The 25608-nt window shown below is 59.7% G+C and carries 29 protein-coding genes and 1 pseudogene; 15 read left to right on the plus strand and 15 right to left on the minus strand.

Annotated features, from left to right (window positions below):
• Window positions 1-288 precede the first annotated feature (288 nt).
• Window positions 289-1152: a methyl-accepting chemotaxis protein gene (locus BT199_RS27720; RefSeq protein WP_370706066.1), complete on the minus strand. Its 864-nt coding sequence runs from the start codon at window positions 1150-1152 to the stop codon at window positions 289-291.
• A gap of 39 nt (window positions 1153-1191) precedes the next feature.
• Window positions 1192-2208 (minus strand): annotated as a pseudogene (locus BT199_RS27725) (methyl-accepting chemotaxis protein); the annotation flags it as partial.
• A 255-nt stretch (window positions 2209-2463) separates the two neighbouring features.
• Between BT199_RS27725 and BT199_RS16140 the strand changes: the two are divergent.
• A complete protein-coding gene (locus tag BT199_RS16140) occupies window positions 2464-3081 on the plus strand; it encodes a BamJ family beta-barrel-assembly machinery protein (RefSeq protein ID WP_014719893.1) in 618 nt (205 codons plus the stop codon).
• 60 nt (window positions 3082-3141) lie between these two features.
• Here BT199_RS16140 and BT199_RS16145 read toward each other — a convergent pair whose 3' ends face one another.
• The 3 genes from BT199_RS16145 to BT199_RS16155 form a co-directional block, all read right to left on the minus strand.
• Window positions 3142-3399, minus strand: coding sequence for a PA4570 family protein (locus tag BT199_RS16145; RefSeq protein ID WP_005791321.1), 258 nt, complete (start codon window positions 3397-3399; stop codon window positions 3142-3144).
• A 160-nt stretch (window positions 3400-3559) separates the two neighbouring features.
• Window positions 3560-3901 (minus strand): zinc ribbon domain-containing protein YjdM, encoded by a 342-nt coding sequence (locus tag BT199_RS16150; RefSeq protein WP_014719892.1) that lies wholly within the window; start codon window positions 3899-3901, stop codon window positions 3560-3562.
• Between the two features lie 170 nt (window positions 3902-4071).
• Window positions 4072-5040: a polyprenyl synthetase family protein gene (locus tag BT199_RS16155; protein WP_014719891.1), complete on the minus strand. Its 969-nt coding sequence runs from the start codon at window positions 5038-5040 to the stop codon at window positions 4072-4074.
• Window positions 5041-5279: 239 nt separating this feature from the next.
• On the opposite strand from BT199_RS16155, the gene rplU reads away from it, so the two are divergent.
• The 7 genes from rplU to BT199_RS16190 all read left to right on the plus strand — a co-directional run bounded on the left by rplU (window position 5280) and on the right by BT199_RS16190 (window position 10816).
• Complete coding sequence (gene rplU / locus BT199_RS16160) at window positions 5280-5594, plus strand: 50S ribosomal protein L21 (protein ID WP_007950961.1); 315 nt, start codon at window positions 5280-5282, stop codon at window positions 5592-5594.
• Between the two features lie 34 nt (window positions 5595-5628).
• Window positions 5629-5886, plus strand: a complete 258-nt coding sequence (rpmA, locus tag BT199_RS16165; RefSeq protein ID WP_003176049.1) for a 50S ribosomal protein L27 — start codon at window positions 5629-5631, stop codon at window positions 5884-5886.
• Window positions 5887-6078: 192 nt separating this feature from the next.
• The gene (cgtA, locus tag BT199_RS16170; protein ID WP_003194084.1) at window positions 6079-7302 is read left to right on the plus strand and encodes an Obg family GTPase CgtA; all 1224 of its coding nucleotides are present in this window, start codon (window positions 6079-6081) and stop codon (window positions 7300-7302) included.
• Between the two features lie 109 nt (window positions 7303-7411).
• The gene (proB, locus tag BT199_RS16175) at window positions 7412-8530 is read left to right on the plus strand and encodes a glutamate 5-kinase (protein WP_019817476.1); all 1119 of its coding nucleotides are present in this window, start codon (window positions 7412-7414) and stop codon (window positions 8528-8530) included.
• A 16-nt stretch (window positions 8531-8546) separates the two neighbouring features.
• Complete coding sequence (locus BT199_RS16180) at window positions 8547-9011, plus strand: CreA family protein (protein ID WP_014719889.1); 465 nt, start codon at window positions 8547-8549, stop codon at window positions 9009-9011.
• Window positions 9012-9113: 102 nt separating this feature from the next.
• The gene (locus BT199_RS16185) at window positions 9114-9596 is read left to right on the plus strand and encodes a glutathione peroxidase (RefSeq protein WP_014719888.1); all 483 of its coding nucleotides are present in this window, start codon (window positions 9114-9116) and stop codon (window positions 9594-9596) included.
• Window positions 9597-9712: 116 nt separating this feature from the next.
• Window positions 9713-10816, plus strand: coding sequence for an NADH:flavin oxidoreductase (locus tag BT199_RS16190; RefSeq protein ID WP_014719887.1), 1104 nt, complete (start codon window positions 9713-9715; stop codon window positions 10814-10816).
• A 379-nt stretch (window positions 10817-11195) separates the two neighbouring features.
• On the opposite strand, the gene BT199_RS16200 is transcribed toward BT199_RS16190, so the two are convergent.
• Together BT199_RS16200 and cysZ are read right to left on the minus strand one after the other, a co-directional pair.
• Complete coding sequence (locus BT199_RS16200; protein WP_019817477.1) at window positions 11196-12374, minus strand: glycosyltransferase family 4 protein; 1179 nt, start codon at window positions 12372-12374, stop codon at window positions 11196-11198.
• A 54-nt stretch (window positions 12375-12428) separates the two neighbouring features.
• A complete protein-coding gene (gene cysZ, locus BT199_RS16205) occupies window positions 12429-13193 on the minus strand; it encodes a sulfate transporter CysZ (protein ID WP_019817478.1) in 765 nt (254 codons plus the stop codon).
• A 293-nt stretch (window positions 13194-13486) separates the two neighbouring features.
• On the opposite strand from cysZ, the gene trxB reads away from it, so the two are divergent.
• The gene (gene trxB, locus BT199_RS16215; RefSeq protein WP_003194076.1) at window positions 13487-14449 is read left to right on the plus strand and encodes a thioredoxin-disulfide reductase; all 963 of its coding nucleotides are present in this window, start codon (window positions 13487-13489) and stop codon (window positions 14447-14449) included.
• A gap of 170 nt (window positions 14450-14619) precedes the next feature.
• On the opposite strand, the gene BT199_RS16220 is transcribed toward trxB, so the two are convergent.
• From BT199_RS16220 to BT199_RS16245, 6 genes are read right to left on the minus strand one after another with little or no spacing between them, the layout of a single operon-like run.
• Entirely contained in the window at window positions 14620-14958 is a 339-nt protein-coding gene (locus BT199_RS16220; RefSeq protein WP_060768069.1) for a HopJ type III effector protein, read from the minus strand.
• Window positions 14951-15247, minus strand: a complete 297-nt coding sequence (locus BT199_RS16225) for a DUF1244 domain-containing protein (RefSeq protein ID WP_014719882.1) — start codon at window positions 15245-15247, stop codon at window positions 14951-14953. Before BT199_RS16225 ends, BT199_RS16220 begins: the two co-directional genes overlap by 8 nt.
• Window positions 15248-15262: 15 nt before the next feature.
• Complete coding sequence (gene folX, locus BT199_RS16230; RefSeq protein WP_003194073.1) at window positions 15263-15634, minus strand: dihydroneopterin triphosphate 2'-epimerase; 372 nt, start codon at window positions 15632-15634, stop codon at window positions 15263-15265.
• 2 nt (window positions 15635-15636) lie between these two features.
• Entirely contained in the window at window positions 15637-16197 is a 561-nt protein-coding gene (gene folE / locus BT199_RS16235) for a GTP cyclohydrolase I FolE (protein ID WP_003194072.1), read from the minus strand.
• A gap of 20 nt (window positions 16198-16217) precedes the next feature.
• A complete protein-coding gene (gene folM / locus BT199_RS16240; RefSeq protein ID WP_072434996.1) occupies window positions 16218-16928 on the minus strand; it encodes a dihydromonapterin reductase in 711 nt (236 codons plus the stop codon).
• 57 nt (window positions 16929-16985) lie between these two features.
• Complete coding sequence (locus tag BT199_RS16245; protein ID WP_072434998.1) at window positions 16986-17543, minus strand: putative antibiotic biosynthesis monooxygenase; 558 nt, start codon at window positions 17541-17543, stop codon at window positions 16986-16988.
• 213 nt (window positions 17544-17756) lie between these two features.
• Here BT199_RS16245 and BT199_RS16250 point away from each other — a divergent pair, with 213 nt between their 5' ends.
• A complete protein-coding gene (locus BT199_RS16250) occupies window positions 17757-18719 on the plus strand; it encodes a MerR family transcriptional regulator (RefSeq protein ID WP_072435000.1) in 963 nt (320 codons plus the stop codon).
• On the opposite strand, the gene BT199_RS16255 is transcribed toward BT199_RS16250, so the two are convergent.
• Entirely contained in the window at window positions 18710-19315 is a 606-nt protein-coding gene (locus BT199_RS16255) for a hypothetical protein (protein ID WP_072435002.1), read from the minus strand. The two genes, BT199_RS16250 and BT199_RS16255, sit on opposite strands and share 10 nt — an antisense overlap.
• 58 nt (window positions 19316-19373) lie before the next feature.
• On the minus strand, window positions 19374-19841 hold the full coding sequence (locus tag BT199_RS16260) for a PAS domain-containing protein (RefSeq protein WP_054896971.1): 468 nt from the start codon (window positions 19839-19841) through the stop codon (window positions 19374-19376).
• A gap of 129 nt (window positions 19842-19970) precedes the next feature.
• Here BT199_RS16260 and BT199_RS16265 point away from each other — a divergent pair, with 129 nt between their 5' ends.
• From BT199_RS16265 to BT199_RS16285, 5 genes are all read left to right on the plus strand, one after another.
• Window positions 19971-20426, plus strand: a complete 456-nt coding sequence (locus tag BT199_RS16265; RefSeq protein ID WP_014719876.1) for a flavodoxin — start codon at window positions 19971-19973, stop codon at window positions 20424-20426.
• Window positions 20427-20601: 175 nt separating this feature from the next.
• Complete coding sequence (locus BT199_RS16270) at window positions 20602-21384, plus strand: class II aldolase/adducin family protein (protein ID WP_020302024.1); 783 nt, start codon at window positions 20602-20604, stop codon at window positions 21382-21384.
• Window positions 21384-22286, plus strand: coding sequence for an alpha/beta fold hydrolase (locus tag BT199_RS16275; RefSeq protein WP_072435005.1), 903 nt, complete (start codon window positions 21384-21386; stop codon window positions 22284-22286). Before BT199_RS16270 ends, BT199_RS16275 begins: the two co-directional genes overlap by 1 nt.
• A 118-nt stretch (window positions 22287-22404) precedes the next feature.
• Window positions 22405-23316, plus strand: coding sequence for an SDR family oxidoreductase (locus tag BT199_RS16280; protein WP_072435007.1), 912 nt, complete (start codon window positions 22405-22407; stop codon window positions 23314-23316).
• 481 nt (window positions 23317-23797) lie between these two features.
• A complete protein-coding gene (locus tag BT199_RS16285; protein WP_072435009.1) occupies window positions 23798-25588 on the plus strand; it encodes a DUF1302 domain-containing protein in 1791 nt (596 codons plus the stop codon).
• The last annotated feature ends 20 nt before the right edge of the window (window positions 25589-25608 follow it).

Here is a 25608-nt window from a genome sequence, read left to right on the forward strand (position 1 = left end):
CTAGTAATCCGTGCCGGATTGATGCGGAAGGCCCACTAGCCCGGCCACCTCAAAGGACGCATTGACCCGCGTCCAAAGGCTCACGTGTTCCGGTAAGTGCGCTGGAGGTAAGGCCCAACTCTAGGAGGGCCGAGTATGTCTAAGTTTGCACGACGTACGTGGAACCTCGTAGTGAATGCTTTACGTGTTTATCACGTGTGGACATTCCTGCGGGACAGCTTTGATGACCAATAAGGTCTGAGAAGTGGAGCCGCCTCGGCTTAAATTGAGGCGGCTTTTTTTGGTTTTTTAAACCCGGAAATGACTGACCATCTGCTGTAACTGGCTACCCAATCGAGCCAGTTCCACACTCGACTTGGCCGTCTCATCACTGGCAGTCGCGGTCTGCTCGGACACATCCCGCACATTCACGATACTGCGGCTGATCTCTTCCGCCACGGCGCTTTGCTGTTCGGCGGCCGCTGCAATCTGCTGGTTCATCGACTGGATATTCGACACGGTGCGGGTGATGTTTTCCAGGGATACCCCAGCCTTGCGCGTCAGTTCGACGCTGCTGTCGGTGAGGCTGCGGCTGTTGTTCATCACGCTGGCCACTTGTTGGGTGCCGTTCTGCAAGCCGGCCACCAGGCCTTCGATTTCTTCGGTGGACTTCTGTGTACGTTGCGCCAGGCCACGCACTTCGTCGGCGACCACGGCAAAGCCACGGCCGGCTTCCCCGGCACGCGCAGCTTCAATGGCGGCGTTAAGTGCCAGCAAGTTGGTCTGTTCGGCCACGGCCTTGATCACGTCCATCACGCTGCCGATCTTGTTGCTCTCTTGTTGCAGGTGCGTCATGGCGTCGGTGGAGCGCGCCACTTCGGCCGCCAGGCGTTCGATCTGGGCGATGGCTTCAGCCACCACTTTATCGCCTTCGCGGGCTTGGCCGTCGGCGTCGGAAGCGGCTTGGGAAGCCTGCTCGGCATTGCGCGCGACTTCTTGCACAGTGGCCGTCATTTCATGCATGGCGGTAGCGACCTGATCGGTCTCGATCTTCTGGCTGTTCACGCCGGCGCTGGTCTGCTCGGTCACCGCTGACAACTCTTCGGCGGCGCTGGCGATCTGAGTGACGCCATCGCGGATGCCGCTGATCAACTCGCGCAGGGTCGTGCCCATGCGCTGGATGCCTTGTTGCAGCACGCCCAGCTCATCACGACGGGTTACCTGGATGTTGTGGCTCAAGTCGCCCGAAGCGATGCGCTCTACCACCGCCAGGGTGTCCTGGATCGGGCGGGTGATCTGTCGGGTGATGACCCAGGCGGCAATTACGCCAACCAGCAAAGCCAGCAAGGTGCTGATCAATTGCAGGCTGCGGGCTTGGGTGCTTTCAGCGTCGCGACGTTCCAGTTGAATGTCGTACAGCTTGTCGCTGATGGTCACGATATCGGCGCCCTGGGTGGTCATTTCGGCGCGGGCGGTGACGATGTTGGCGTTGGCTGCCTTGTAGCTCTGCACGGCGCTGCGGTAGGCACCGAGGGCGGTTTCCAGGGCCGACAATGCGCTTTGCTGACCGGTACCGAACGCCGCGCTGAGGTCCTTCAAACCGGCGACGGCTTTTTCCAGTTGCGCCGCAGCGCGGGCTTCGGTTTCTGCGTTGGGACTATTGGTATAGCCGCGCACTTCGTAGCGAGCTTGCTGGAACTCATTCTTGGCTTGGGTCACGGCCAGAAATTGCGTGAAGCGTTCCGGGCTATCCGGCGCCTGTTGCACACTGGTTTGCAGCGCATTGATTTGCGCGTTGGCGATATCGGCCTTGGCGCCCATGACGTCGCGCGCAGCGTTGCCATTGCGGTAGGCCTCGCGCATTTTGTTCAAGGACTGGCGGTAGGCGGTAATGACGGCTTTCTGGTCATTGAGCAGCTTGAGGTTTTCCGGGCTCTTGAAGCTATCCAGCAGCTTCTGTTGCTGAGCGGCGAAGGCATCGAGGCTGGTCTGTACGTTCTGCGCCACGGCTTCGTCGCCATTGGCCAGCATGTATTGCAAGCGCACGATGCGCAGCTTGGTCAGCGAGGCGTTGAGCTGGGTGATATCGCTCATCCAATTGCTACGGTCGATCAAGCCGCCGAGGCTGGTCCAGCCCGTGAGCGCCAGGAGTGAAGTGAGGACCAACACCAGGCCGAAGCCCAGGCCGAGTTTGAGATTGACGCTGATGTTACCGAACCAGCTGTTCATCGAAAGCTCCTTGAAGAGTGATGTCTGTCTGCTGGACGGTGTGTTGTTGTTTGAGCCAGCCAAGATGTGTAGGGCTGTATCGGCGGCAAGGGACAATTCTGAAATACTTTTATTGCCGGGCGACGAAGGGTCATCGGCACGCTAATGCGATGCCGGGGTGGGGCTGATCATGGGCCGCTCTTGTGTGCTAGTCTGCGGGCCCTTTTAGTTCTGGGCAGCGCGGGAAACCGTGGTGTCCTACAGCGGAGCCTCTTCATGTCCGAAGTTAATCTGTCCACCGACGAAACCCGCGTCAGCTACGGTATCGGCCGTCAGTTGGGCGACCAACTGCGCGACAACCCGCCACCGGGCGTGAGCCTGGACGCAATCCTGGCCGGTCTGACCGACGCGTTTGCAGGCCAGCCAAGCCGTGTTGACCAAGAGCAAATGGCAGCCAGCTTCAAAGTAATCCGCGAAATCATGCAAGCCGAAGCCGCTGCCAAGGCTGAAGCTGCTGCGGGCGCTGGCCTGGCTTTCCTGGCAGAAAACGCCAAGCGTGATGGCATCACCACCCTGGCTTCCGGCCTGCAATTTGAAGTGCTGACCGCCGGTACCGGCGCGAAGCCGACCCGTGAAGACCAAGTGCGCACCCACTACCACGGCACCCTGATCGACGGCACTGTGTTCGACAGCTCCTACGAGCGCGGCCAACCTGCGGAATTCCCGGTGGGTGGCGTGATCGCCGGCTGGACCGAAGCCCTGCAACTGATGAATGCCGGCAGCAAATGGCGCCTGTACGTGCCGAGCGAACTGGCTTACGGCGCTCAAGGCGTTGGCAGCATCCCGCCGCACAGCGTTCTGGTATTCGACGTCGAGCTGCTCGACGTTCTGTAAGACCTGCTGATTACCTGTTGGGACGAACGCGTTCGCCCCAACAGGCATTTGCCAGTTTCTTCATGGATGGAACTTGCCATTCAAGTCGGTCGCCGGGCGCAACGCTCGTGCATAGCAGAACAGAAACAGATTCCTTACCACCTCCTTCAGCACCCCAGGCTCACTGGAACTCAGGCCATTCACGTCCAGATCGCCTTGGTCCTGTAGCTCGTTCAGCGCTTCTTCCTCAAGCACCGCACAGACTTCACCGGTTTCCCGATGCAGGATTCGCAGGTAAGGGTGGGGGCGATCCAGCCAGGCATCTATCAAATAAGTCATGGTCGTTCTCCTTGATGGGTTTCAATGAGAATAATTCTTATTCGTAGAATAGCAAGCGTCTATTGGCAGTTTCTGGGTTTTTCTGTGTGGGTATTGCGTTCGATCAACGCAGAGGGCGAAACGCCATCCCGCGGCGGGCGCGGGATGGAATGCAGCAGGATCAGACTTTGCGTACGAACTCGGACTTGAGTTTCATCGGGCCGATCCCGTCGATCTTGCAGTCGATATCGTGGTCGCCGTCGCACAGGCGGATGTTCTTGACCTTGGTGCCGACCTTGACCACCAGGGAAGTGCCCTTGACCTTGAGGTCCTTGATCACGGTGATGGTGTCGCCGTCCTGCAGGACATTGCCCACAGCGTCTTTCTTCACGGTTTCATCACCAGCCACTTCGGCCTCGCCAGTGGCGGACCATTCATGGGCGCATTCCGGGCAGATCAGCTGGGCGCCGTCTTCGTAGGTGTATTCGGAATTGCATTTCGGGCAGGGAGGCAACGTGCTCACTAAAGCTCCTAGAAAGTCAGGGATGGCTAAAAGTCGCACATTATATAGGGTTTTAAACGCGGATGGGGTTGGACTCGTCCTAATGTGGGAGCTGGCTTGCCTGCGATAGCGGCAGTGAGTTCACTCCAGTCATCGCAGGCAAGCCAGCTCCCACATCAAACAGCGCGGAATCAGTGAGTACGGGCGACCGCAAACTCACTCAGCTCAACCAGGGCATCCCGGTATTCACTGGCCGGCAGCGCTTGCAGGCATGTGATCGCCCGCGCCACGTAGTCACGCGCCAGTTGCGCCGTGTACTCCAGGGAACCCGAAGCTTCTACAGCGGCACGGATGGCTTCCAGGTCTTCGATCCCGCCTTTCTGGATCGCCTTGCGCACCAGGGCGGCCTGTTCCGGCGTGCCTTCGCGCATGGTGTAGATCAGCGGCAAGGTCGGCTTGCCCTCGGCCAGGTCGTCACCGACGTTCTTGCCCAGGGTTTCGGCGTCGCCCTTGTAGTCGAGCAGGTCATCCACCAGTTGGAACGCCACGCCCAGATGATCACCAAAGGTACGCAGGGCTTCGGCCTGTTCGGCGGTGGCGCCACACAGCGCGGCAGCACTGTGGGTAGAGGCTTCGAAGAGCATCGCGGTTTTGCCGCGAATTACTTCCATATAGGTTTCTTCGGTGGTGCTGGCGTCGCGCACCTTGGACAGCTGCAACACTTCGCCTTCGGCGATGATGCGCGTGGCCTGTGAAAGAATCTTCATCACCGGCATCGAGCCCAGCTCGACCATCATTTCGAACGAGCGCGAATACAGGAAGTCGCCCACCAACACGCTGGGCGCATTGCCCCACATCGCGTTTGCAGTCTCGCGACCACGGCGCATGCCGGACATGTCGACCACGTCATCATGCAGCAAGGTGGCGGTGTGCAGGAATTCGATCGTGGCGGCCAGCAGGCGCAGGTCATCGCCTTGGCGGCCCAGGGCCTTGCCGCACAGCAACACTAATAAAGGACGCAGGCGTTTGCCGCCCGCCGACGTAATATAGTCGCCAATTTTGGAGACCAGCGGCACTTTAGACGTCAGCTGCTGTTTGATGATGCCGTCGACGGCGCTAAAATCGTCCGCGACCGCGCGGTAGAAAGCTTGGGGTTGCATCAGCGACAGTCGCTCCAGAAGGGTTGCGCGGCATGCTAGGACCCTGACCCCCGGGTGTCAAGGCGCGATAGACGGCCCCTTGCAAGCCTCCCATAGCTTGCGTACAATCGCGCACCCTGAACTTCCTGGGCAGCACCTGCCTTACGCAATTGCATTCGGGACGTCCATCCCATGCAGCCATGCCAGCCAATACCTCTTCTTATAAAGCGCTGGGTGAGCAGGATTATCGGAGAAATACCATGTCGTACGCAGTAATTGTTACTGGTGGCAAGCAATACAAAGTCGCCCCAGGTGAATACCTGAAGATCGAGAAACTGGAAGTCGCTACTGGCGAATCCGTTACTTTTGATCGCGTTCTGTTGGTCGCCAATGGCGATGACGTGAACATCGGCGCTCCAGTTGTTGCTGGCGCTACCGTTGTGGCTGAAGTGATCTCCCAAGGTCGTCACGATAAAGTCCGCATCATCAAGTTCCGTCGTCGTAAGCACCACATGAAGCGTATGGGCCACCGCCAGTGGTACACCGAGATCAAAATCACCGGTATTCAGGCTTAATTTCAGCCTAATTCCTCACTAGGAGAATTGACTCATGGCACACAAAAAAGCTGGTGGTAGTACCCGTAACGGTCGCGACTCAGAAGCCAAACGCCTTGGCGTGAAGATGTATGGCGGCCAGAAAATCATTCCGGGCAACATCATCGTGCGTCAGCGCGGCACCCAATTCCACGCCGGTTACGGTGTTGGCATGGGTAAAGATCACACCCTCTTCGCTAAAATCGAAGGCGTGATCAAGTTCGAAGTAAAGGGCGCGTTCAACCGCCGTTACGTGAGCGTTGTCGCAGCTTAATTGCGAGATCGCTGGAAAAGCCCTGTCTTGCGACGGGGCTTTTTCGTTTGTGGAGTGAGTCTCTTGCAAAGCTGTCTGTGATGAGCTCAGGCGCTGGTTTGCGGTCGCTGATTGAGGTCGCTGCGCTCATTTTTGCAAGAGTCTTATGTCTTGGTTTCTTAAGCTCGTCCATGCGGCGAGAGGCGTTTTGTTATGAAGTTCGTTGATGAAGTTTCCATCCGAGTAAAAGCAGGCGACGGCGGTAACGGTTGCATGAGTTTCCGTCGCGAAAAATTCATCGAAAACGGTGGCCCGAACGGCGGTGACGGCGGTGACGGCGGTTCCATCTACATGATGGCCGACGAAAACCTCAACACCCTGGTCGACTACCGTTACACCCGGCACTTCGATGCCGAGCGTGGCTCCAACGGCGGCAGCACCGACTGCACCGGTAAAAAAGGTGAAGACCTGGTACTGCGCGTACCGGTCGGCACCACGATCATCGACTCCGCGACCCAGGAAGTGATTGGCGACCTGACCAAGGCCGGCCAGAAACTGATGGTTGTGCAGGGCGGCTGGCACGGTTTGGGTAACACCCGATTCAAGTCCAGTACCAACCGTGCACCACGCCAGACCACGCCGGGCAAGCCGGGCGAGCAGCGCGACCTGAAGCTGGAAATGAAAGTACTGGCGGACGTGGGCCTGCTGGGCCTGCCGAACGCGGGTAAAAGTACCTTCATTCGTTCGGTATCGGCCGCCAAGCCGAAAGTGGCCGACTACCCGTTCACGACCCTGGTGCCAAACCTGGGCGTGGTCAGCGTAGACCGCTGGAAAAGCTTCGTAGTCGCCGACATTCCTGGCTTGATCGAAGGCGCTTCCGACGGCGCGGGCCTGGGTATTCGCTTCCTCAAGCACTTGTCCCGTACCCGTTTGCTGCTGCACCTCGTCGACATGGCACCGCTGGATGACACCAGTGCCGCCGATGCCGCCGAAGTCATCGTCAGCGAACTGACCAAGTTCAGCCCGGCCCTGGCCGAGCGCGATCGTTGGTTGGTACTGAACAAGTGCGACCAGATCCTTGAAGAAGAGCACGAAGAGCGCGTCAAGGAGATCGTTGATCGCCTGGAGTGGGAAGGCCCGGTCTACGTCATCTCGGCCATCGCCAAAGAAGGCACCGAGCGCCTGACCCGCGACATCATGCGTTACCTGGAAGACCGTGCCGACCGCCTGGCGGCCGACCCGGTGTACAAGGCCGAACTCGCCGAACTCGACCAGCAGATCGAAGACGAAGCCCGTGCCCAGTTGCAGGCCCTGGACGACCAGCGCGCCCTGCGCCGCAGCGGCGTGAAGTCAGTCCACGACATCGGCGACGATGATTGGGACGAAGAAGACGTGGATGATGAAGATGGCCCGGAAATCATTTACGTGCGTGACTGATCCGTTGCGATAAACTTGAACGCCGCTCCCTGGAGCGGCGTTTTGGTATCCGGGTATAACGTTATGGGCAGCGCTGGGTCGCGCGGCCCTCACTCTAAGGTTGAAGATGATGCGGAGCAAAGTGACAGGTGCGCAGCGCTGGGTCGTGAAAATCGGCAGTGCGCTGTTGACGGCGGATGGCAAGGGTCTGGACCGCGCAGCCATGAGCGTCTGGGTCGAGCAGATGGTGGCCTTGCATGAGGCAGGCGTTGAGTTGGTATTGGTGTCGTCCGGAGCGGTTGCCGCCGGGATGAGCCGTCTCGGCTGGACCGCGCGACCCAGCGCGATGCACGAACTGCAAGCCGCTGCCGCCATCGGCCAGATGGGCCTGGTGCAAGCCTGGGAGTCCAGCTTTGCCGAGCACGGTCGCCACACGGCGCAGGTGCTGCTGACCCACGACGACCTGTCCGACCGCAAGCGCTACCTCAACGCCCGCAGCACCTTGCGCGCGCTGGTGGAGCTCAAGGTCATCCCGGTCATCAACGAGAACGACACCGTGGTCACCGACGAAATCCGCTTCGGTGACAACGACACCCTGGCCGCCCTGGTGGCCAATCTGGTAGAGGCCGACCTGCTGGTGATCCTCACCGACCGCGATGGCATGTTCGACGCCGACCCGCGTAACAACCCCGATGCCCAGCTTATCTACGAAGCCCGCGCCGACGACCCGGCGCTGGATGCGGTCGCCGGCAGTGTCGGCGGTGCCCTGGGCCGCGGTGGCATGCAGACCAAACTGCGCGCCGCTCGCCTGGCCGCGCGTTCCGGTGCCCACACCATCATCGTCGGCGGGCGCCTGGAGCGCGTGCTGGATCGCCTCAAGGCCGGTGAGCGCATTGGTACGCTGCTGTCGCCGGAACGCGGCATGTTGGCCGCGCGCAAGCAGTGGCTGGCCGGGCATCTGCAAACCCGTGGCACCTTGGTGTTGGACGCGGGAGCCGTATCGGCCTTGTCCCAGGGCAACAAGAGCCTGCTGCCGGTGGGTGTGAAGTTGGTACAGGGCAGCTTCCGCCGTGGCGAGATGGTGGTGTGCGTTGCGCCAGACGGTCGCGAGATCGCGCGCGGCCTGGCCAACTACAGCGCTCTGGAAGCACAGAAGATTATTGGACAATCCTCCGACGCCATTGTCGGACTCTTGGGTTATATGGCGGAACCGGAACTGGTTCACCGCGACAACCTGATCCTGGTTTAACCATAGGAAATACACGATGCGCGTGATAAAGGGATTGCTCGGCCTGCTGTTGGCCATGCCGCTGCTGGCTTCGGCCGAAGAAGTCGGCCAGGTGTCGACAGTGTTCAAGTTCGTCGGCCCCAACGACCGGATTGTGGTTGAAGCGTTTGACGACCCCAAGGTCGATGGCGTGACGTGCTACTTGTCCCGCGCCAAGACCGGCGGGGTAAAGGGCGGGCTGGGTCTGGCCGAAGACCGTGCCGAGGCCTCGATCGCTTGCCGCCAGGTGGGCCCGATCCACTTCAAGGGTGAACTCAAGGACGGCGACGAAGTGTTCAAGGAGCGCACCTCGCTGGTGTTCAAGACCATGCAGGTGGTGCGTTTCCTCGACAAGAAGCGCAACACCCTGGTGTATCTGGTCTACAGCGACCGCTTGATCGAAGGCAGCCCGCAGAATGCGGTGACGGCGATCCCGATTTTGCCCTGGCCGACCGCTCAGTAACCTGCAGGCGAGTTTCGTCACCGGCGTCTATGATTGCAGCCTTTCGGGTTGTAAGCTCCGAAGGGCTGCAATGCAAAGAACATGGGATATCTGGAGTTCGTCATGAGTGCTTTCCACGATCTGAAACTCAAAGCCTTGGACGGACAAGCGCTACCGCTGGCGCCTTTCAAGGGCCAAGTCGTGCTGGTGGTGAATGTGGCGTCCAAATGTGGTTTGACCCCGCAATACGCGGCGCTGGAAAACCTCTACCAGCAGTACAGGGACCAAGGGTTCACAGTGCTCGGCTTGCCATGCAACCAGTTTGCAGGCCAGGAGCCCGGCACCGAGCAGGAGATTCAGCAGTTCTGCAGCCTGAACTACGGCGTGACCTTTCCACTGGGCAGCAAGATCGAGGTCAACGGCCCTGATCGGCACCAGCTGTACCGCTTGCTGGCGGGCGAGGGCGCTGAGTTTCCTGGGGATATCACCTGGAACTTCGAGAAATTCCTGTTGGGTAAGGATGGCCGGGTACTTGCGCGTTTCTCGCCCCGTACGCCCCCAGAAGATCCCTCCATCATCCAGGCCATCGAAAAAGCCCTGAGTTGACGCCTACAGGTATTCGGGCGCTTCTATACCTTAATCATTTAGATCAATAGTGCTTTGAGAGACGCTCTGCTCTCCATATTATCCACGTCATAAATTTCTTAGCCGTGGAGCGCTCCATGCCCGTCCAAGCCTTGTTCAAACCCTTCCAGCTCGGTGCATTGCAATTGTCGACCCGCGTGGTCATGGCGCCCATGACCCGCTCGTTCTCCCCAGGTGGCGTACCCAACTCGAAAGTCATTGAGTACTACCGTCGCCGTGCCGCTGCCGGTGTGGGCTTGATCATCACTGAAGGCACCGTGGTCGGGCACCCAGCCTCCAACGGCTACCCCAACGTGCCGCATTTTTACGGTGAAGCCGCCTTGGCCGGCTGGAAGAAAGTGGTCGATGCAGTCCACGCCGAAGGCGGCAAGATTGTCCCGCAACTGTGGCATGTGGGCAGTGTGCGCCGTATCGGCACTGAACCTGACGCCAGCGTGCCGGCTTATGGCCCGATGGAAAAGCTCAAGGACGGCAATGTCGTTGTGCACGGCATGACCAAACAGGACATCACGCAGGTGATCAACGCCTTCGCCCAAGCGGCCAAGGATGCCCAGGCGATCGGCATGGACGGCGTGGAAATCCACGGTGCCCACGGCTACCTCGTCGACCAGTTTTTCTGGGAAGGCAGCAACCAGCGCACCGACGAATACGGTGGCAGCCTGGCCAACCGCTCGCGCTTTGCCATCGAACTGATCCAGGCGACCCGCGCCGCTGTCGGCCCGGATTTTCCGATCATCTTGCGTTTCTCCCAGTGGAAGCAGCAGGACTACACCGCGCGCCTGGTACAAAGCCCTGAAGCGTTGGGTGAGTTCCTCAAGCCATTGTCTGACGCTGGCGTGGATATTTTCCACTGTTCCACCCGTCGTTTCTGGGAGCCGGAATTTGAAGGCTCGGACCTCAACCTGGCCGGCTGGACGCGTCAGCTCACCGGCAAGCCAACCATCACGGTGGGCAGCGTGGGCCTGGATGGCGAGTTCCTGCAGTTCATGGTCAACACCGACAAAGTCGCCCAGCCTGCCAGTCTGGAGAAACTGCTGGAGCGCCTGAACAACGATGAGTTCGACCTCGTGGCAGTGGGCCGTGCATTGCTGGTGGACCCGGATTGGGCGGTGAAGGTGCGCGAAGGGCGTGAAGGCGACATCCTGCCCTTCAGTCGTGAGGCGTTGACGACCTTAGTGTAAGGACTCGGACTCCCTGTGATGGGGCACAGGGAGTTCTGTTGCTTTAGTGATTAATACTCTGGCCGCTTATTCAGCTCTTTGTGATGATCAGTCTTGAGCCCATCTTTGTGCCCAGGCTGGCCGTAGGTTGGCGGTTCTGCACGGGATTGATCCAGCCATTGTTGCTGGCGTGTCCACTCCGCGGTTGGCATGTTGACGCCATTGCGTACACCCATTCCATAAATTGGCATTGTTCATTATCTCCATATTCAAAGGGCCTGCTTGATCGGCAGGTCTCTATGATTGGCGTTACGCAACCGTTGGTTCCCGGTTTAAATACCAGGCAAAACTTGAGTGGCCGGTAGCAGGCTGGCCATGCGTTTGATCATTGACCGATTGTTCAGCGCACGTAAGGTTGCGTTGGAAGGTCAAAACTCTCCCCGCACACCCCACGTAACTGATGCTCGAATTGCTCGACAATCGCTGGCCAGCCTTGGCGGCTTGCGTGTTGACGGGCATTGAGGCGCATACGGCGTAAACCTTCTGCGTCCTCCAGCAGCCAATTGGCGGCATCGCAAAACGCATTTTCATCCCCCGGCATCGCCAGCACCCCGTTATAGCCATGACGAATATGCTGGGTGGCGGCTGCCTGGTCGTAGGCCACAACTCCCAGTCCTGAAGCCATGGCCTCCAAAACCACATTACCGAATGTTTCGGTCAGGCTGGGGAACAGGAACACATCACCGGATGCGTAATGACGAGCCAGTTCTTCACCGCGCAAAGCACCGCAGAAAATGGCGTCGGGAAGGTCTTTCTCCAGCATGGCTCGTTGCGGCCCATCACCAACGATGATCAGTTTCATCTGACGCAGTGGGTATCTGTCTTGCAAGGTCTCGAAACAGCGCTTGAGCAGTCCCAGGTTCTTTTCCTGAGCCAGTCGTCCTACATGCAGTACTGCGATTTGCTCATTATTCAATGCCCAGCGTTCGCGCAGAGTGCTGTCGCGTTTGGCGGGGTGGAACAGTTGGCTGTCGACGCCTCTGGCCAACATCCCCAAGCGCTCAAAATGCCGACGCTCCAGTTCCAGACGCTGACTGGCGCTCGGTACCAGGGTCAGGCTCGAGCGGTTGTGAAACCAGCGCAGGTAATGGGTGACCACGCGACTGAGCAGGCTCAAGCCGTACTGGTTCGAATACTGCTGAAAGTTGGTATGAAAGCCGCTGACGACGCTGATTCCCAACCGCCGCGCCGCCCGCAAAGCGGACAATCCCAGCGGCCCTTCGGTGGCGATATACAACACATCCGGGCGCTGCCGGCTCCAGCGTCGGAGCAGTTTTCGCATCGACGATTGGCCCCATTGCAGCCCTGGGTAACCGGGTAATGGCCAGCCGCGGCACAGCAGCAGTTGATCGTCACTTGATCGGCTCTTATCGGTGTTCTGACGTGGGCGCACCAGTTCGACCTGATGGCCGCGTGAGCGCAAACCCTCGCACAGGCGGCCAAGGGTATTGGCCACCCCGTTGATTTCCGGCGGGAAGGTTTCGGTAATGAGGGTGATGTGAAGCGAGGCTGTCGTCATGACCCACAGTGTCGGCGTGGGCCATGTCGCCATTGTGTCAGTGCGATGATGGATTTATGACTTGGCCACCGCTTGCTGCGCCATCGCCTCGGCGCCTTGCTCACGCACCCAGAACAACGTTGCGCCGGCCACCGCCGCTGGCATCATCAACAGGTTGACCACCGGCACCAGCAGTACCAGGTAGACAATGCCGCCAAAACTCATGCTCTGCCAGCGTTTCTGGCGCAGCCATGCGAGCATCTCGTTCCAGCCCAGCTTATGGTTATCGGCCGGGTAGTCGATGTACTGGATCGCCATCATCCAGACGCCAAACAGCAGCCACAACGGCGCCGCGATCAGGTTGACCACGGGGATGAACGACAGGATAAACAGGCCGATGGCACGTGGCAGGAAGTAACCCAGCTTGCGCATCTCCCGCGCCAGGGTGCGTGGGACCATGGCGGCCAGTTCGGCCCAACTGAACGGCGGGAAGTCGTCGGTGCCACGTACCACGACCTCGACCTTCTCGGCGAGAAACCCGTTGAACGGCGCGGCGATGATATTGGCGAGCATGGTGAACGTGAAAAACACCATCAGCACCACCAGCACAACAAACAGCGGCCACAACAGGTAATTCAAAAAGCCTAGCCAGTGGGGCAGCGTCGGCATCAAGCTATCGACCCACAGGCTGAACTGATGGCCGGCGAAATAGATCAACCCGACGAACAGCACCAGGTTGATCGCCAACGGCAGCAACACGAACAGGCGCAGGCCAGGGCTCAACACCAGTTTGAGGCCTTCACGCAGGTATTGCGGGCCGGAAAGAGCAGGGGCGGGCATGGAATACTCCGAGCAAAATGGCGAACGCGCCGACCTTACCGGCTTTGCACCTGTTGTGAAAGCGCGGGCAGGTAGGCGACATCCAGGGTTACAAAGGTGTCGATTAACTTAATTGCGCACATAGAGAACACCTATGAGCTGGATTGTTAATGCGTATTTCCTTAATCTTGCCCCCCTCGATACGCTGCACCCATTATTTTCAGGACCTGGCGAGTCAAAGCCTTCCCCAAGTGCTTCGCGGTCCTTTTTTATTCCCGCCGCCCTGTGGTTTGGGCGGTCGGTAGGAGTGAGTCATGTCTGATACCCGTCATTCCCGAGTGATTATTCTCGGTTCCGGCCCTGCCGGTTACAGCGCCGCTGTCTACGCTGCCCGGGCCAATCTCAAGCCGCTGCTGATCACCGGCATGCAGGCGGGCGGTCAGTTGACCACCACTACTGAAGTCGACAACTGGCCTGGCGATGTCCACGGCTTGACCGGCCCGGTGCTGATGGAGCGGATGAAAGAGCACGCCGAGCGCTTTGAAACCGAGATTGTCTTCGACCATATCAACAAGGTCGACTTCTCGAAAAAGCCTTACAGCCTGACCGGTGACAGCGGTGTGTATACCTGCGACGCGCTGATCATCGCCACCGGCGCCAGTGCGCGTTACCTGGGCCTGCCTTCGGAAGAAGCGTTCATGGGCAAGGGCGTTTCGGCCTGCGCCACTTGCGATGGTTTCTTCTACCGCAACAAGCCGGTTGCCGTGGTCGGCGGTGGCAACACTGCTGTGGAAGAGGCGCTGTACCTGGCCAACATCGCCAGCACCGTGACCCTGGTTCACCGCCGCGAGACCTTCCGCGCCGAGAAGATCCTGATCGACAAGCTGCACGCCCGTGTCGCCGAAGGCAAGATCATCCTCAAGCTCAACGCCACCCTGGATGAAGTCCTGGGCGACAACATGGGTGTGACCGGTGCCCGTCTGAAAAACAACGACGGCAGCTTCGACGAGCTGAAAGTCGACGGTGTGTTCATCGCCATCGGCCACACCCCGAACACCTCGCTGTTCGAAGGCGTGCTGGAAGCCAAAGACGGGTACCTGGTGGTGCAAGGTGGCCGTGAAGGCAATGCGACCGCGACCAACATCGAAGGTATCTTCGCTGCCGGCGACGTGGCAGACCACGTCTACCGCCAGGCCATCACCTCGGCCGGCGCCGGTTGCATGGCGGCCCTGGATGCCGAGCGTTACCTCGACGGTTTGAAGGACGCTTCGTTCTAAACCTGTGAAATTGAAAAAACCGGCGAAAGCCGGTTTTTTTATGCCTGCGATCTAGCCGAGACACCGCAAAACAAATGTGGGAGCTGGCTTGCCTGCGATAGCGGTGTGATAGTCACCACCGCCCTCGCGGGCAAGCCCGGCTCCCACATTGAGCGGGGTTGATTATTAAATCAGCGGCGAGTCAGAGGCTGTTCAGCAAACTTCACTGCGGCCAGCCCATGGGCAATCAACGCTCGGATATTGCCATGGTCACTGCCCTCAGGCGTCGCCACCACCGACCGATAATGCTCACCAAACGCTAGCAGTGCTTCCTTATCACTCAACCCTTCCAGCAGCGCCAAACCCAGGGTCTTGCACGAACCTTCGTTCTGTCCGGCAGCGTTTTCCACACCGCCGTTGGTGAAAGCTTGCGGCTGGTAGTTGTAACCGGCCGCGACGAACGCCAGGGTGTCGGCAAAGAGGTGTTTGCCACTGTTGAGGCTGGCGCGCAGGGTGTTCAAATCAGTCATGAGGCTTTCCTTTGGCAAACGCGGCCTGTTGGTCGGCGTTGGCTTCTTGCTGGTATTGGGCTTTCCACTCGGCGTACGGCATGCCGTACACCACTTCACGGGCCTCATCGAGGCTGACCTCGATCTGGCGTTCGTCGGCCTCGGCCTTGTACCACTTGGACAGGCAGTTGCGGCAGAAGCCCGCGAGGTTCATCAGGTCGATATTCTGCACATCCTTGCGGCTGTCCAGGTGGGCCACCAATCGGCGAAAGGCGGCGGCTTCGAGTTCGAGGCGTTGTTGGTCGTTCATAGGGCTCACTTGGTATCAGCGGCTGGCGGCCAGAGTGATCGAAACCGACTCGGCAAAGCGCAGCGCGTGGGGCTTGTCCACTTCGACTTCGGCGTACAGCACCGATTCGTTGCTCATCACCAGGTCCAGCAGTTCCTGGGTCAGGCGCTCCAGCAGGGCAAAGCGATTGCCTTCGACGTGAGCGATGATGGCCTTGGTGATGGTGCGGTAGTTCAGGGCGTGGTCGATGTCGTTGTCACGCACGGCTTCCTGGGCGGCATACAGGATGGTCAGGTTGATCAGCACATCCTGTTTGTTGAGGATTTCGTCCTCGTTGATGCCGATAAAGGTGCGCAGGCACAGGTCCTTGACCCGGATACGCGCCATGCCTGGTTGAAGTTGTGGCATTGCTACTTGCTCCGTCCAATCAGTTGCAGGAACTCCATGCGGGTGGTGTTCGACTCGCGAAAGGCGCCGAGCATCACCGAGGTGTTCATGGTTGAATTCTGTTTCTCCACGCCGCGCATCATCATGCACATGTGCTTGGCTTCGATCACCACCGCCACGCCGGCGGCCTGGGTCACGTCCTGGATGGCGTCGGCGATTTGCCGCGTGAGGTTTTCCTGGATCTGCAGGCGCCGGGCGAACATGTCGACAATGCGCGCCAGTTTTGACAGGCCCAGCACCTTGCCGGTCGGAATATAGGCCACATGGGCCTTGCCGATGAAGGGCAGCAGGTGATGCTCGCACAACGAATACAACTCGATGTCCTTGAGGATCACCATCTCGTCATTGTCGGACGCGAACAGTGCGCCGTTGACGATTTCTTCCAGGTTCTGCTCATAGCCATGACACAGGTACTGCATGGCCTTGGCGGCACGCTTGGGCGTATCGAGCAGGCCCTCGCGCTGCGGGTCTTCGCCCAGGCCCTTGAGGATCTCGCGGTAATGGTGGGGCAGGGATAAGGTCATACAACATCCTCGCAAACGGCTTACTTGATATGCCGCCCGCCGTTGACGGTCAGGGTGGTACCGGTGACATAGGGATTGTCCAGCAGGTAACGCACGCTCTGGTAGATCACCTCGGGTCCGGGCTCGATGCCCAGGGCCGACTTGGCCAGGACTTTGGCGCGATAGGCCGCGTCATCGCCTTCGTTGAACATCACCATCGCCGGTGCGATGCCGTTGACCTTGATCAGCGGCGCGAACTGTGCGGCAAACGATAACGTGAGGCTGTCGAGCCCGGCCTTGGTGGCGCAATAGGCGATGTGCTGCCGGCTGCCCTTGCGCACCACGTCGTCGCTGATATGCACGATATCGGCGGGTGTCGAGCGTTGCAGCAAAGATGAACAATGCAGGTTGATCAGGTACGGCGCAAGCATGTGCACGCTGAACATGTCGATAAAGGCACGGCTTTCGTCGCCCGGGGTTTCGGCGACCCAGGCTGAAGCGTTGTGGATGATTGCTCGCAGGCTTTGAGTATGGGTTTTGACTGCGGCAATGAAAGCCAGCACTCCGGCTTCGCTGGAGAAATCGGCAAACACGCCGATGGCACCGCGCTCACGCAGCGCCTGCACGCCGGGGCGTTCGCTGCGGTAGCTGAACATCACCGCTTGGCCTTCATCCAACAGGCGCTCGGCACAATGCAGGCCGACACGCTGGCCGGCACCGGTGATCAGGATCGGAGCGTTGGTTGCATTCATGGGAGGCTCAAGTCGCTGGCAGGCTCAAACTATACCAGCGCGCCGGCCTCCCTGTACTCAAGCGGCGGCTTCAGTGACTTTGCGAGGGGGCGAAGGGTGCAGCCAGTTCGCCAGCAGATGGGTCGACAGCGGTATAAAGAAATAAACCATCAACGGGGTCAGGGCTGCGGTGCTCACCAGTACGCGGCTGAACAGGTCCAACTCGCTGAGCAGCGGCCCCAGGCCGAAGTTGAACAGCAACGATACCGGGAAAAAAGCCAACCAGATGGCCACCGCCTGTTTCCAGCGTGGCGGGCGGGCACCCGCTGCGCCGAACCAGCCATCGATACCGCTGACACGGTGTTCCGACGGGTCGGCAAACAGCTCGCTGCCACGGCTCAGCCACGCGCTGCGCGAAGCGGAGAACTCCCATGCGTGCAGGGTCTTTTCATCGGCGAAGCGGAAGATGATCTGGAATTCATCATCATGGGGCGGTGGCGCCAGCACGCCGGAACCCAGGTAACCGGGGAAATCAGTCGCCAATTGCTCGCCTTCGCGCAGCCAGGCCATCAGTTCTTCGTAGCGACCTTTGGCCACGCGGCGCGCAACCATCAAGGTGACGGGTGAGGTAGACATCGTATATCTCCAAAATCAGCAAGTGCGCCGAGCCGGGTAGGCGGCGCACGGACGAAGCTGCGGGGTGGTGCAGCGACGCAAAAGAACAGGCAAGGATTATTCCGGTTTTGCCCAAATACGCCAGAAACTTCGGATGGATCGCCGTAGATCTTGAATCATGCAGTTCAATCGGCGTTAATAGTATTCAAATTCATACAAGTTTCTTGACCGCTGATGCCCGAAATCACTGCGCCTCTTCGCGATACGACACCCGACAGCCACACTGACGGCGAGGGGCTGTTTCCGATTCGTGAAGTGGCAAGACTTACAGGCGTAAACCCGGTGACGTTGCGTGCGTGGGAGCGTCGCTACGGTTTGATCCAGCCTTTACGCACCGAAAGTGGGCACAGGCTTTACTCAAGCACCGATATTGAAACCGTGCACCGCATCCTCGACTGGATCGAGCGGGGCGTGGCGGTGAGCAAAGTCGGCAAGCTTTTGGCGCGCGACCCACAGTCCAGCGAGCCGGCTACCGCGTCACGCAGCGATACCGAACTGGAGTGGCGCCAATGGCAGGCGCAACTGCGGCAGGCCATCAGTGCTTTTGATGATCGTGAGCTCGACCGGTTGTACGGCCAGATCTTCAGCGTCTATTCGACAACCGTGGTGTTCCAGGACATTTTGGTCCCGCTGTGGCAGCAGTTGTCACGTCACCAAGGCCGCTTTGGCCAAGCCAGCGAGTGGCTGTTCTTCGATAATTTCCTGCGCTCGCGTGTCGCACGGTGCCTGCAAATGGCCTGTGCCTCGCCAGCGCCCAGGGTATTGCTGTCAGCCATTGCCGGAGAGTGCCGTGAGCTGGAGTTGCTGGTGGCGGGCTTGTTGATGTCGAGCGAGAAACTGGCGGTCAAGGTCCTGGGCGTTGGCCAGCCACTGGATGAGTTGACGCTGATCTGTGAGCGCACTCAGCCGCAAGCCCTGGTGCTGTTTTCCAACCATGCCCCTGGCGCAGAGCTGGCGTCGCGGCTCAATCGCCTGGCCTTCACCCTCGACTGCCCGTTGCTGCTGGCTGGAGAGGCGTCAGAGCTGGCAGAACACAGCCAGGAGGGGGCATCGATTGGTTGTCTGGGCAATGACGGGCGCTTGATGCCGCGCCGCTTGCAGCAACTGCTCAGCGGTCATCTGGAGTCTCAGGCATGAACGTGAGGATGAACCAGGCGATGCTGGTGCAGGATGAACTGGCGTAACCGTTCGATCTCATCAGCATCGCTCTGGCTGAGGCGATAAGCGAACAGGCCGCGGGCGGTTTCCCGCTCCAGCGTACCGCGCAGGGCGATGCGTTCGTAGCCGGAAGGGCTGAACCACAGGGAAAACGTCTTTGGCGGTTTGACCCGGCCACGCACTTCTACCAGCACCCCTTTGAATGACACTTCGTGCACCCACAGCGCGCTGGAGTAGCCCTTGATGTTTTCCAGCGCCACCGGCGTTTCAAGCGCCAGGCGCCACGGGCGGATCATCGGCCCATCTTCAAAAATGCTCGGTACGCCCAGGCGCAAATGCACAGCATGAAATTCATCTTCCACCAGGTGCAACGGGAAGGTGAGTTGCTGGTTGTCGAACTGCGCCTGGATGGTGACCTGGTCGTGAGCCGCTAGTCGCGTGAGCAGATCGCGAATCTGTGCGCCGCCATTAACCGTCAGGCTCGACCATGCATCCCGCAGGTTGAGCTGCGGGTTGTGCGTCATGTCCTGGATAAAATCCAGCTCGTCCTGCGTCAATAGCGTGTCGCGTTGCATTGATCTGGCTCAAGGCTGAGGCATTAAAAAGCCATTATCGCTCTAAAGACCGCATTTTTTACAGTTTGTTAAATCCACTCGTCGCCTTGAGTGCGGCGAGCTCGCTCTTGAGCTCGGCCAACTGAGCTTCCAGTTGGGCGACACGCTGTTGTGCCTTGACTTGAGTGGTGACGTCTTTCTGCACACCGACGAAATAGGTTTGCTTGTCGACCTCGTTGTACACGGTCGAAAGCGATAGCTCGTTCCAGAAAGGCGTGCCGTCCTTGCGGTAGTTACGCAGGATCTCTCGGCAGGTGCCGCCGCTGTCGAGCGCATCACGAATGGCGATCAAGGCCGGTTGGTCGCGGTCGCCCGCCTGCAGGAAGCGGCAGTCCTGATAGAGGATTTCGTCCAGCGTGTAGCCAGTCATCCTTTCGAAGGCCGGGTTGACGTAGATCAGTGGTTTTTCCCGGCCTTCGCGCTCGGCAACAACGATTCCGTCGTTGGACGCATTGACGACCATTTGCAGCAGTTTGGCGTTAATCATAGAGCGGTCCATGGCCTGGTTTTGACCTTGCCAGTTTATGGCAAGTCTGGAATGTTGCACGGTGCGCACTGAAATATTGGCACGGGCTGCTAATATCCCACGCTTTCACTCAACTACAGGATCAGATTGATGAAAGTCGCCATCCTCTCCGGCTCGGTCTACGGTACGGCTGAAGAAGTCGCTCGCCACGCGGAAGAAATCCTCAAGGACGCAGGTTTCAACGCCTGGCACAACGCACGTGCCACGCTGGCAGACGTGCAGGCCTTTGCTCCCGATGCATTCCTGGCAGTGACCTCGACCACCGGCATGGGCGAGTTGCCCGACAATCTGCAGCCTCTGTACTCAACCATCCGCGACCAACTGCCCGCCGCCTGGCGCGGCCTGCCGGGAGCGGTCATCGGCCTGGGCGACGCCAGCTATGGCGATACTTTCTGTGGCGGCGGTGAACAAATGCGCGAATTGTTCGCCGAACTGGGCATCCGCGAAGTGCAGCCGATGCTGCGCCTGGACGCCAGCGAAAGCGTCACCCCGGAAGCTGACGCCGAGCCTTGGCTGGCCGATTTGATCACCGCGCTGCGCGGTTGAGCCCCAGGGAGCGCCGTTATTGACGGCGCTTGTTTGACACGTATTTGTACTATTCTCTTGACTGACTCGCTCAGTCATCAAGCTGGCTGCCAAGGAAACTCCTTGCGCCTCGGCGTCTGACTAGACTGGCTCTCACTTTAGACACCATAAGAAGTGCGCCAAGGAGGTCATTGCCATGAGCCTAGCCCCTGCTCCATCGCCACAAAACGTCAAAGCCCAGGTCAGCGCCGCCGAATGGCAAACCCGCGTGGACCTTGCGGCCTGCTATCGCCTGGTGGCCATGCACGGTTGGGATGACCTGATCTTCACGCATATTTCGGCCAAGGTGCCGGGCACTGAAGATTTCCTGATCAACCCCTATGGGCTGATGTTCCATGAGATCACCGCGTCGAGCCTGGTCAAGGTTGACCAGGCCGGCAATAAGCAAATGGAGAGCCCCTACGATATCAACCCTGCGGGCTACACCATCCACAGCGCCATCCACGAAGTACGCCACGACGTGACCTGCGTGCTGCACACTCACACTGCTGCGGGCGTGGCGGTGTGTGCGCAAAAGCAGGGTGTATTGCCCATCAGCCAGCAATCGCTGTTTGTACTGTCCAGCCTGGGCTATCACGCCTATGAGGGCGTGGCGCTCAATCACGAGGAAAAGGCCCGCCTGCAAGCGGATTTGGGCCAGAACAATTTCCTGATGCTGCATAACCACGGCCTGCTGACCTGCGCCGGCACCATCGCCGATACCTTCCTGATGATGTTCACCTTCCAGCGCGCCTGCGAGATCCAGGTGCTGGCCCAGAGCGGCGGCACCGAGTTGATCGCCATCGAGCCGCAGATTCTCGCCGGTGCCAAGGCGATGGTGGCAGCTGTCACAAAAAGCGCCCAAGGTATGGGGGGTGCGCTGGCCTGGCCGGCGCTGCTACGCAAATTGGACCACCAGGACCCCGGGTATAAAAGCTGATGCCACTCGCCGAGATACCGCTCAGAGCCTGGCGCAAGCGCGGCCAGGACTTCGTCTTTCGTGGCCACACCGTGCGGTATTGGATGGCCGGCCAGGGCGAGCCGTTGCTGCTGATTCATGGTTTCCCCACGGCCAGTTGGGACTGGCACTACCTGTGGCAACCCCTGGCCCAGCGCAACCTGGTGATTGCCTGCGACATGCTCGGCTTTGGCGACTCGGCCAAACCCTTGGACCACGACTATTGCCTGTTGGAACAGGCCGATCTGCAACAGGCGCTGCTTGAGCACCTGCGCGTAGAGCAGCCGGTGCATGTGTTGGCTCATGACTACGGCGACAGTGTCGCCCAGGAATTATTGGCTCGGCATTACGAGGGCCGGTTCCCGATGGCGAGTTGTGTATTTCTCAACGGCGGGCTGTTTCCGGAAACCCATCGGCCGGCGCTGGTGCAAAAGCTGCTGCTCAGCCCGTTGGGCTGGATGATCGGTCGGGCCTTTGGGCGCAATGCCTTGGCCAGCAGTTTCAACCAGATCTTCGGCCCCCAGACGCGGCCCAGTGAAAGCGTGCTGGATGATTTCTGGAGTTTGATCAGTTGCAACGACGGCCCGCGTATCCTGCACAAACTGATCGCCTACATCCCCCAGCGCCGTCGTCTGCGCGAGCGCTGGCTCACGGCCATGCAGCGAGGCGAAGTACCTTTACGGGTGATCGACGGCGAGGTGGACCCGATTTCCGGTGCCCATATGGTCGAGCGCTATCGCCAACTGGTGCCCCAGCCCGACACGATAAGACTGGCCAATATCGGCCATTACCCGCAGATCGAGGCGCCGGTCCAAGTGCTCAAGCATTACCAGGCGTTTCGTGAGCGCATCAGCCAGCCTTCACCGCGCGCGGCCTATTCCTGAGCCTGCGCATCATCCCGCTGCCTTATCAAGCACCATTCAGCCCTGGCCGTCTTTATTGTGACCAAAGGCTGTGTGCGTGACACTCTGCCTATTCCCATTGTCGCCAGCGGAGTTCGGTATGAGTGAGTCAGTGCAGTTCCAGGATAAGGTGGTGATCGTCACCGGCGCCGGTGGTGGCTTGGGCCAGGCCCATGCGCTGCTGTTCGCCAGGCACGGGGCCAAAGTGCTGGTCAACGACCTGGGGGGGTCAACCCAAGGCGAGGGCGCCAACGCCTCGGCGGCCGACCGGGTTGTGGCGCAGATCCGCGCGGCGGGCGGCATTGCCGAAGCCAACCATGACTCCGTCACCGACGGCGACAAGATCGTACAGAACGCCCTGGATGTCTTCGGCCGGGTCGACGTGGTGGTCAACAACGCCGGCATCCTGCGCGACAAGACCTTCCATAAAATGGATGACAGCGACTGGGACCTGGTTTACCGGGTGCACGTCGAAGGCGCCTACAAAGTCACCCGCGCCGCCTGGCCGTATTTGCGCGAGCAGGGTTATGGCCGGGTGATCTTCACGGCGTCGACGTCCGGTATCTACGGCAACTTCGGCCAGTCCAACTACGGCATGGCCAAGTTGGGCCTGTATGGCTTGACCCGCACCCTGGCGCTGGAAGGGCGCAAGAACAACATCCTGGTCAACGCGATTGCCCCCACCGGTGGCACACGCATGACCGAAGGGCTGATCCCGCCGCAGGTGTTCGAGCGCCTCAAGCCGGAACTGGTCAGCCCACTGGTGGTGTACCTGGGCAGTGACGCCTGTGAGGAAACCGCAGGCTTGTTTGAAGTGGGTGGCGGCTGGATCGGCAAGACCCGTTGGGAGCGCAGCCTGGGTGTGGGTTTTGATCCCGAGGCCGGTTTTTCGCCGCAGGATGTGGCCGCGCACTGGCAGCAGATCTGCGATTTCGAAGGGGCTGCGCACCCCAAGGACAATATCGAGGCACTGAAGGAAATGATGGCCAACTTGCAGAAGTTCAGCCTCTGATCATTGCCGGTAAATCAATGAATCCCACGGGGCGTCGACGACGCCCCGTTTTATTGCAGGCATAAAAAAGGCCGCTGCATAGGCAGCGGCCGAAGTAAGACGTTGGATCAAGGAGCGACAAATCAACGTCAGTGAACACCGGGAACAGACTGATTACAGGATCAATCCGTTATAAATCAGCTTTTCTCCCCAATGCGGGAGCGGGCCGTTTGCCCTGAAAGCCAGGCAAGAATAGTCGGTTGTAACAAAATGAGTAATAGCGAATCAGGACAAGGACTATTACCAGATCGGCAATAATTACAGGGCGCCATCGATCCTTCTGATAACCCTTCATCCATCGCATGCATGTCTCCAGGCCAACGCCCGGCCAGAGAACCCCGTCATCCTTTCGAGCGACAACACGAATACCTCCTTGGTGCGCTTATCGCTCCTCAAGGGCGGCAGTAGGGTGGGGCCTTCTGTCACTCACCGGGGAAGACGCATGACAAAAACAATAATGCGCGCCATCTTCACGCCACAGGCGCTGGCCACTGCGGTTGCGCTGGGCTGCTGTGCCCAGGCGCAGGCTGTTTCGTTCAACATCGGCGAGATCGAAGGGCAATTCGACTCCTCGCTGTCGGTCGGCGCCAGTTGGGGCATGCGCGATGCCGATAAAAGCCTGGTCGGCACGGTCAATGGCGGGACGGGCCAGGCGTCCACCGGGGATGACGGGCGCCTCAACTTCAAGAAGGGCGAGACCTTCTCCAAGATCTTCAAGGGCCTGCACGACCTTGAGTTGAAGTACGGCGACACCGGGGTATTCGTGCGTGGCAAGTATTGGTACGACTTCGAGCTCAAGGACGAAGACCGCGAGTTCAAGCCCATCAGCGATCACAACCGCAAGGAAGGCGCCAAGTCCAGCGGTGCGCAGATCCTCGATGCCTTCGTCTACCACAACTACTCCCTGGGCGACCTGCCCGGCACCGTGCGCGCCGGCAAGCAGGTGGTCAGTTGGGGCGAAAGTACCTTCATCGGTAACTCCATCAACAGCATCAACCCGATCGACGTGTCGGCGTTCCGCAGGCCCGGTGCCGAGATCAAGGAAGGCTTGATCCCGGTGAACATGCTGTTTGCCTCCCAGAGCCTGACCAATCAACTGACCGTGGAAGGTTTCTATCAACTGGAATGGGACCAGACGGTGCTCGACAACTGCGGCACCTTTTTCGGCGGGGGCGTGGCGGCGGACGGTTGCACCAATAATTACACCGTGGGCAGCCCGGCGATCCGACCGCTGCAACCGGTGGCCGCTGCCTTTGGTCAAGGGTTTGGCGTGACCAATGAAGGCGTGATTGTGCGGCGTGCCGGTGACCGCGATGCGCGTGACTCCGGCCAGTTCGGCGCGGCCCTGCGCTGGCTGGGCGATGACACTGAATACGGCCTGTATTTCATGAACTACCACAGCCGTACACCGACCGTCGGCACCCTGACCGCCAATACCAACCTGGCCACCATCGGGCGCATCATCAACACCGCCAACGCCCTGGCACCCGGTTCCGGGGGCGGTTTGGCGCAAAGCACCATGCTCGGCCGCGGCCAGTACTACCTGGATTACCCGGAGGACATCCGCCTGTTCGGCGCCAGTTTCTCCACCACCTTGCCCACGGGCACGGCGTGGACCGGCGAAATCAGCTATCGGCCCAATGCGCCGGTGCAGCTCAACACCACCGACCTGACCCTGGCCCTGGTCAACCCCATCGCGGGTCAGCTCGCCTCACCCATCCGCAGCAATTTCGGCGATGACAACAAAGGCTACCGCCGCAAGGAAATCACCCAGATCCAGAGCACCATGACCCAGTTCTTCGACCAGGTACTGGGCGCCGAGCGCCTGACCCTGGTGGGCGAAGCGGCGGTGGTGCACGTCGCCGGCCTGGAAGACAAAACCAAACTGCGTTACGGCCGAGACTCGGTGTACGGCGCCTACGGTTTTCAAGGTGACACCGACGGTTTTGTCACCTCCACCTCGTGGGGCTACCGGGCGCGGGCGATCCTTGACTACAACAACGCCATTGCCGGTGTGAACCTCAAGCCCAACCTGTCCTGGTCCCACGACGTGGCGGGCTACGGCCCCAACGGCCTGTTCAACAAAGGCGCCAAGGCCATCAGCGTCGGCGTGGATGCGGACTATCGCAGCACCTACACCGCAAGCCTGAGCTACACCGACTTTTTTGGCGGTGACTACAACACCCTGACCGACCGCGACTTCCTCGCCCTCAGCTTCGGCGTGAACTTCTGATCTGGCTTAAAAGAAGGACA

The sequence above is a fragment of the Pseudomonas sp. NFR02 genome (assembly GCF_900119375.1).
Classification (GTDB): Bacteria; Pseudomonadota; Gammaproteobacteria; order Pseudomonadales; family Pseudomonadaceae; genus Aquipseudomonas; species Aquipseudomonas paracarnis.

Excerpts from the sequence above, each read along its gene's own strand:
- BT199_RS27720 (WP_370706066.1), bottom strand. The coding sequence starts at position 1,152 with ATGGGCACGACCCTGCGCGAGTTGATCAGCGGCATCCGCGATGGCGTC.
- BT199_RS16140 (WP_014719893.1), top strand. The coding sequence starts at position 2,464 with ATGTCCGAAGTTAATCTGTCCACCGACGAAACCCGCGTCAGCTACGGT.
- BT199_RS16145 (WP_005791321.1), bottom strand. The coding sequence starts at position 3,399 with ATGACTTATTTGATAGATGCCTGGCTGGATCGCCCCCACCCTTACCTG.
- BT199_RS16155 (WP_014719891.1), bottom strand. The coding sequence starts at position 5,040 with ATGCAACCCCAAGCTTTCTACCGCGCGGTCGCGGACGATTTTAGCGCC.
- rplU (WP_007950961.1), top strand. The coding sequence starts at position 5,280 with ATGTCGTACGCAGTAATTGTTACTGGTGGCAAGCAATACAAAGTCGCC.
- rpmA (WP_003176049.1), top strand. The coding sequence starts at position 5,629 with ATGGCACACAAAAAAGCTGGTGGTAGTACCCGTAACGGTCGCGACTCA.
- cgtA (WP_003194084.1), top strand. The coding sequence starts at position 6,079 with ATGAAGTTCGTTGATGAAGTTTCCATCCGAGTAAAAGCAGGCGACGGC.
- proB (WP_019817476.1), top strand. The coding sequence starts at position 7,412 with ATGCGGAGCAAAGTGACAGGTGCGCAGCGCTGGGTCGTGAAAATCGGC.
- BT199_RS16180 (WP_014719889.1), top strand. The coding sequence starts at position 8,547 with ATGCGCGTGATAAAGGGATTGCTCGGCCTGCTGTTGGCCATGCCGCTG.
- BT199_RS16185 (WP_014719888.1), top strand. The coding sequence starts at position 9,114 with ATGAGTGCTTTCCACGATCTGAAACTCAAAGCCTTGGACGGACAAGCG.
- BT199_RS16190 (WP_014719887.1), top strand. The coding sequence starts at position 9,713 with ATGCCCGTCCAAGCCTTGTTCAAACCCTTCCAGCTCGGTGCATTGCAA.
- BT199_RS16200 (WP_019817477.1), bottom strand. The coding sequence starts at position 12,374 with ATGACGACAGCCTCGCTTCACATCACCCTCATTACCGAAACCTTCCCG.
- cysZ (WP_019817478.1), bottom strand. The coding sequence starts at position 13,193 with ATGCCCGCCCCTGCTCTTTCCGGCCCGCAATACCTGCGTGAAGGCCTC.
- trxB (WP_003194076.1), top strand. The coding sequence starts at position 13,487 with ATGTCTGATACCCGTCATTCCCGAGTGATTATTCTCGGTTCCGGCCCT.
- BT199_RS16220 (WP_060768069.1), bottom strand. The coding sequence starts at position 14,958 with ATGACTGATTTGAACACCCTGCGCGCCAGCCTCAACAGTGGCAAACAC.
- BT199_RS16225 (WP_014719882.1), bottom strand. The coding sequence starts at position 15,247 with ATGAACGACCAACAACGCCTCGAACTCGAAGCCGCCGCCTTTCGCCGA.
- folX (WP_003194073.1), bottom strand. The coding sequence starts at position 15,634 with ATGCCACAACTTCAACCAGGCATGGCGCGTATCCGGGTCAAGGACCTG.
- folE (WP_003194072.1), bottom strand. The coding sequence starts at position 16,197 with ATGACCTTATCCCTGCCCCACCATTACCGCGAGATCCTCAAGGGCCTG.
- folM (WP_072434996.1), bottom strand. The coding sequence starts at position 16,928 with ATGAATGCAACCAACGCTCCGATCCTGATCACCGGTGCCGGCCAGCGT.
- BT199_RS16245 (WP_072434998.1), bottom strand. The coding sequence starts at position 17,543 with ATGTCTACCTCACCCGTCACCTTGATGGTTGCGCGCCGCGTGGCCAAA.
- BT199_RS16250 (WP_072435000.1), top strand. The coding sequence starts at position 17,757 with ATGCCCGAAATCACTGCGCCTCTTCGCGATACGACACCCGACAGCCAC.
- BT199_RS16255 (WP_072435002.1), bottom strand. The coding sequence starts at position 19,315 with ATGCAACGCGACACGCTATTGACGCAGGACGAGCTGGATTTTATCCAG.
- BT199_RS16260 (WP_054896971.1), bottom strand. The coding sequence starts at position 19,841 with ATGATTAACGCCAAACTGCTGCAAATGGTCGTCAATGCGTCCAACGAC.
- BT199_RS16265 (WP_014719876.1), top strand. The coding sequence starts at position 19,971 with ATGAAAGTCGCCATCCTCTCCGGCTCGGTCTACGGTACGGCTGAAGAA.
- BT199_RS16270 (WP_020302024.1), top strand. The coding sequence starts at position 20,602 with ATGAGCCTAGCCCCTGCTCCATCGCCACAAAACGTCAAAGCCCAGGTC.
- BT199_RS16275 (WP_072435005.1), top strand. The coding sequence starts at position 21,384 with ATGCCACTCGCCGAGATACCGCTCAGAGCCTGGCGCAAGCGCGGCCAG.
- BT199_RS16280 (WP_072435007.1), top strand. The coding sequence starts at position 22,405 with ATGAGTGAGTCAGTGCAGTTCCAGGATAAGGTGGTGATCGTCACCGGC.
- BT199_RS16285 (WP_072435009.1), top strand. The coding sequence starts at position 23,798 with ATGACAAAAACAATAATGCGCGCCATCTTCACGCCACAGGCGCTGGCC.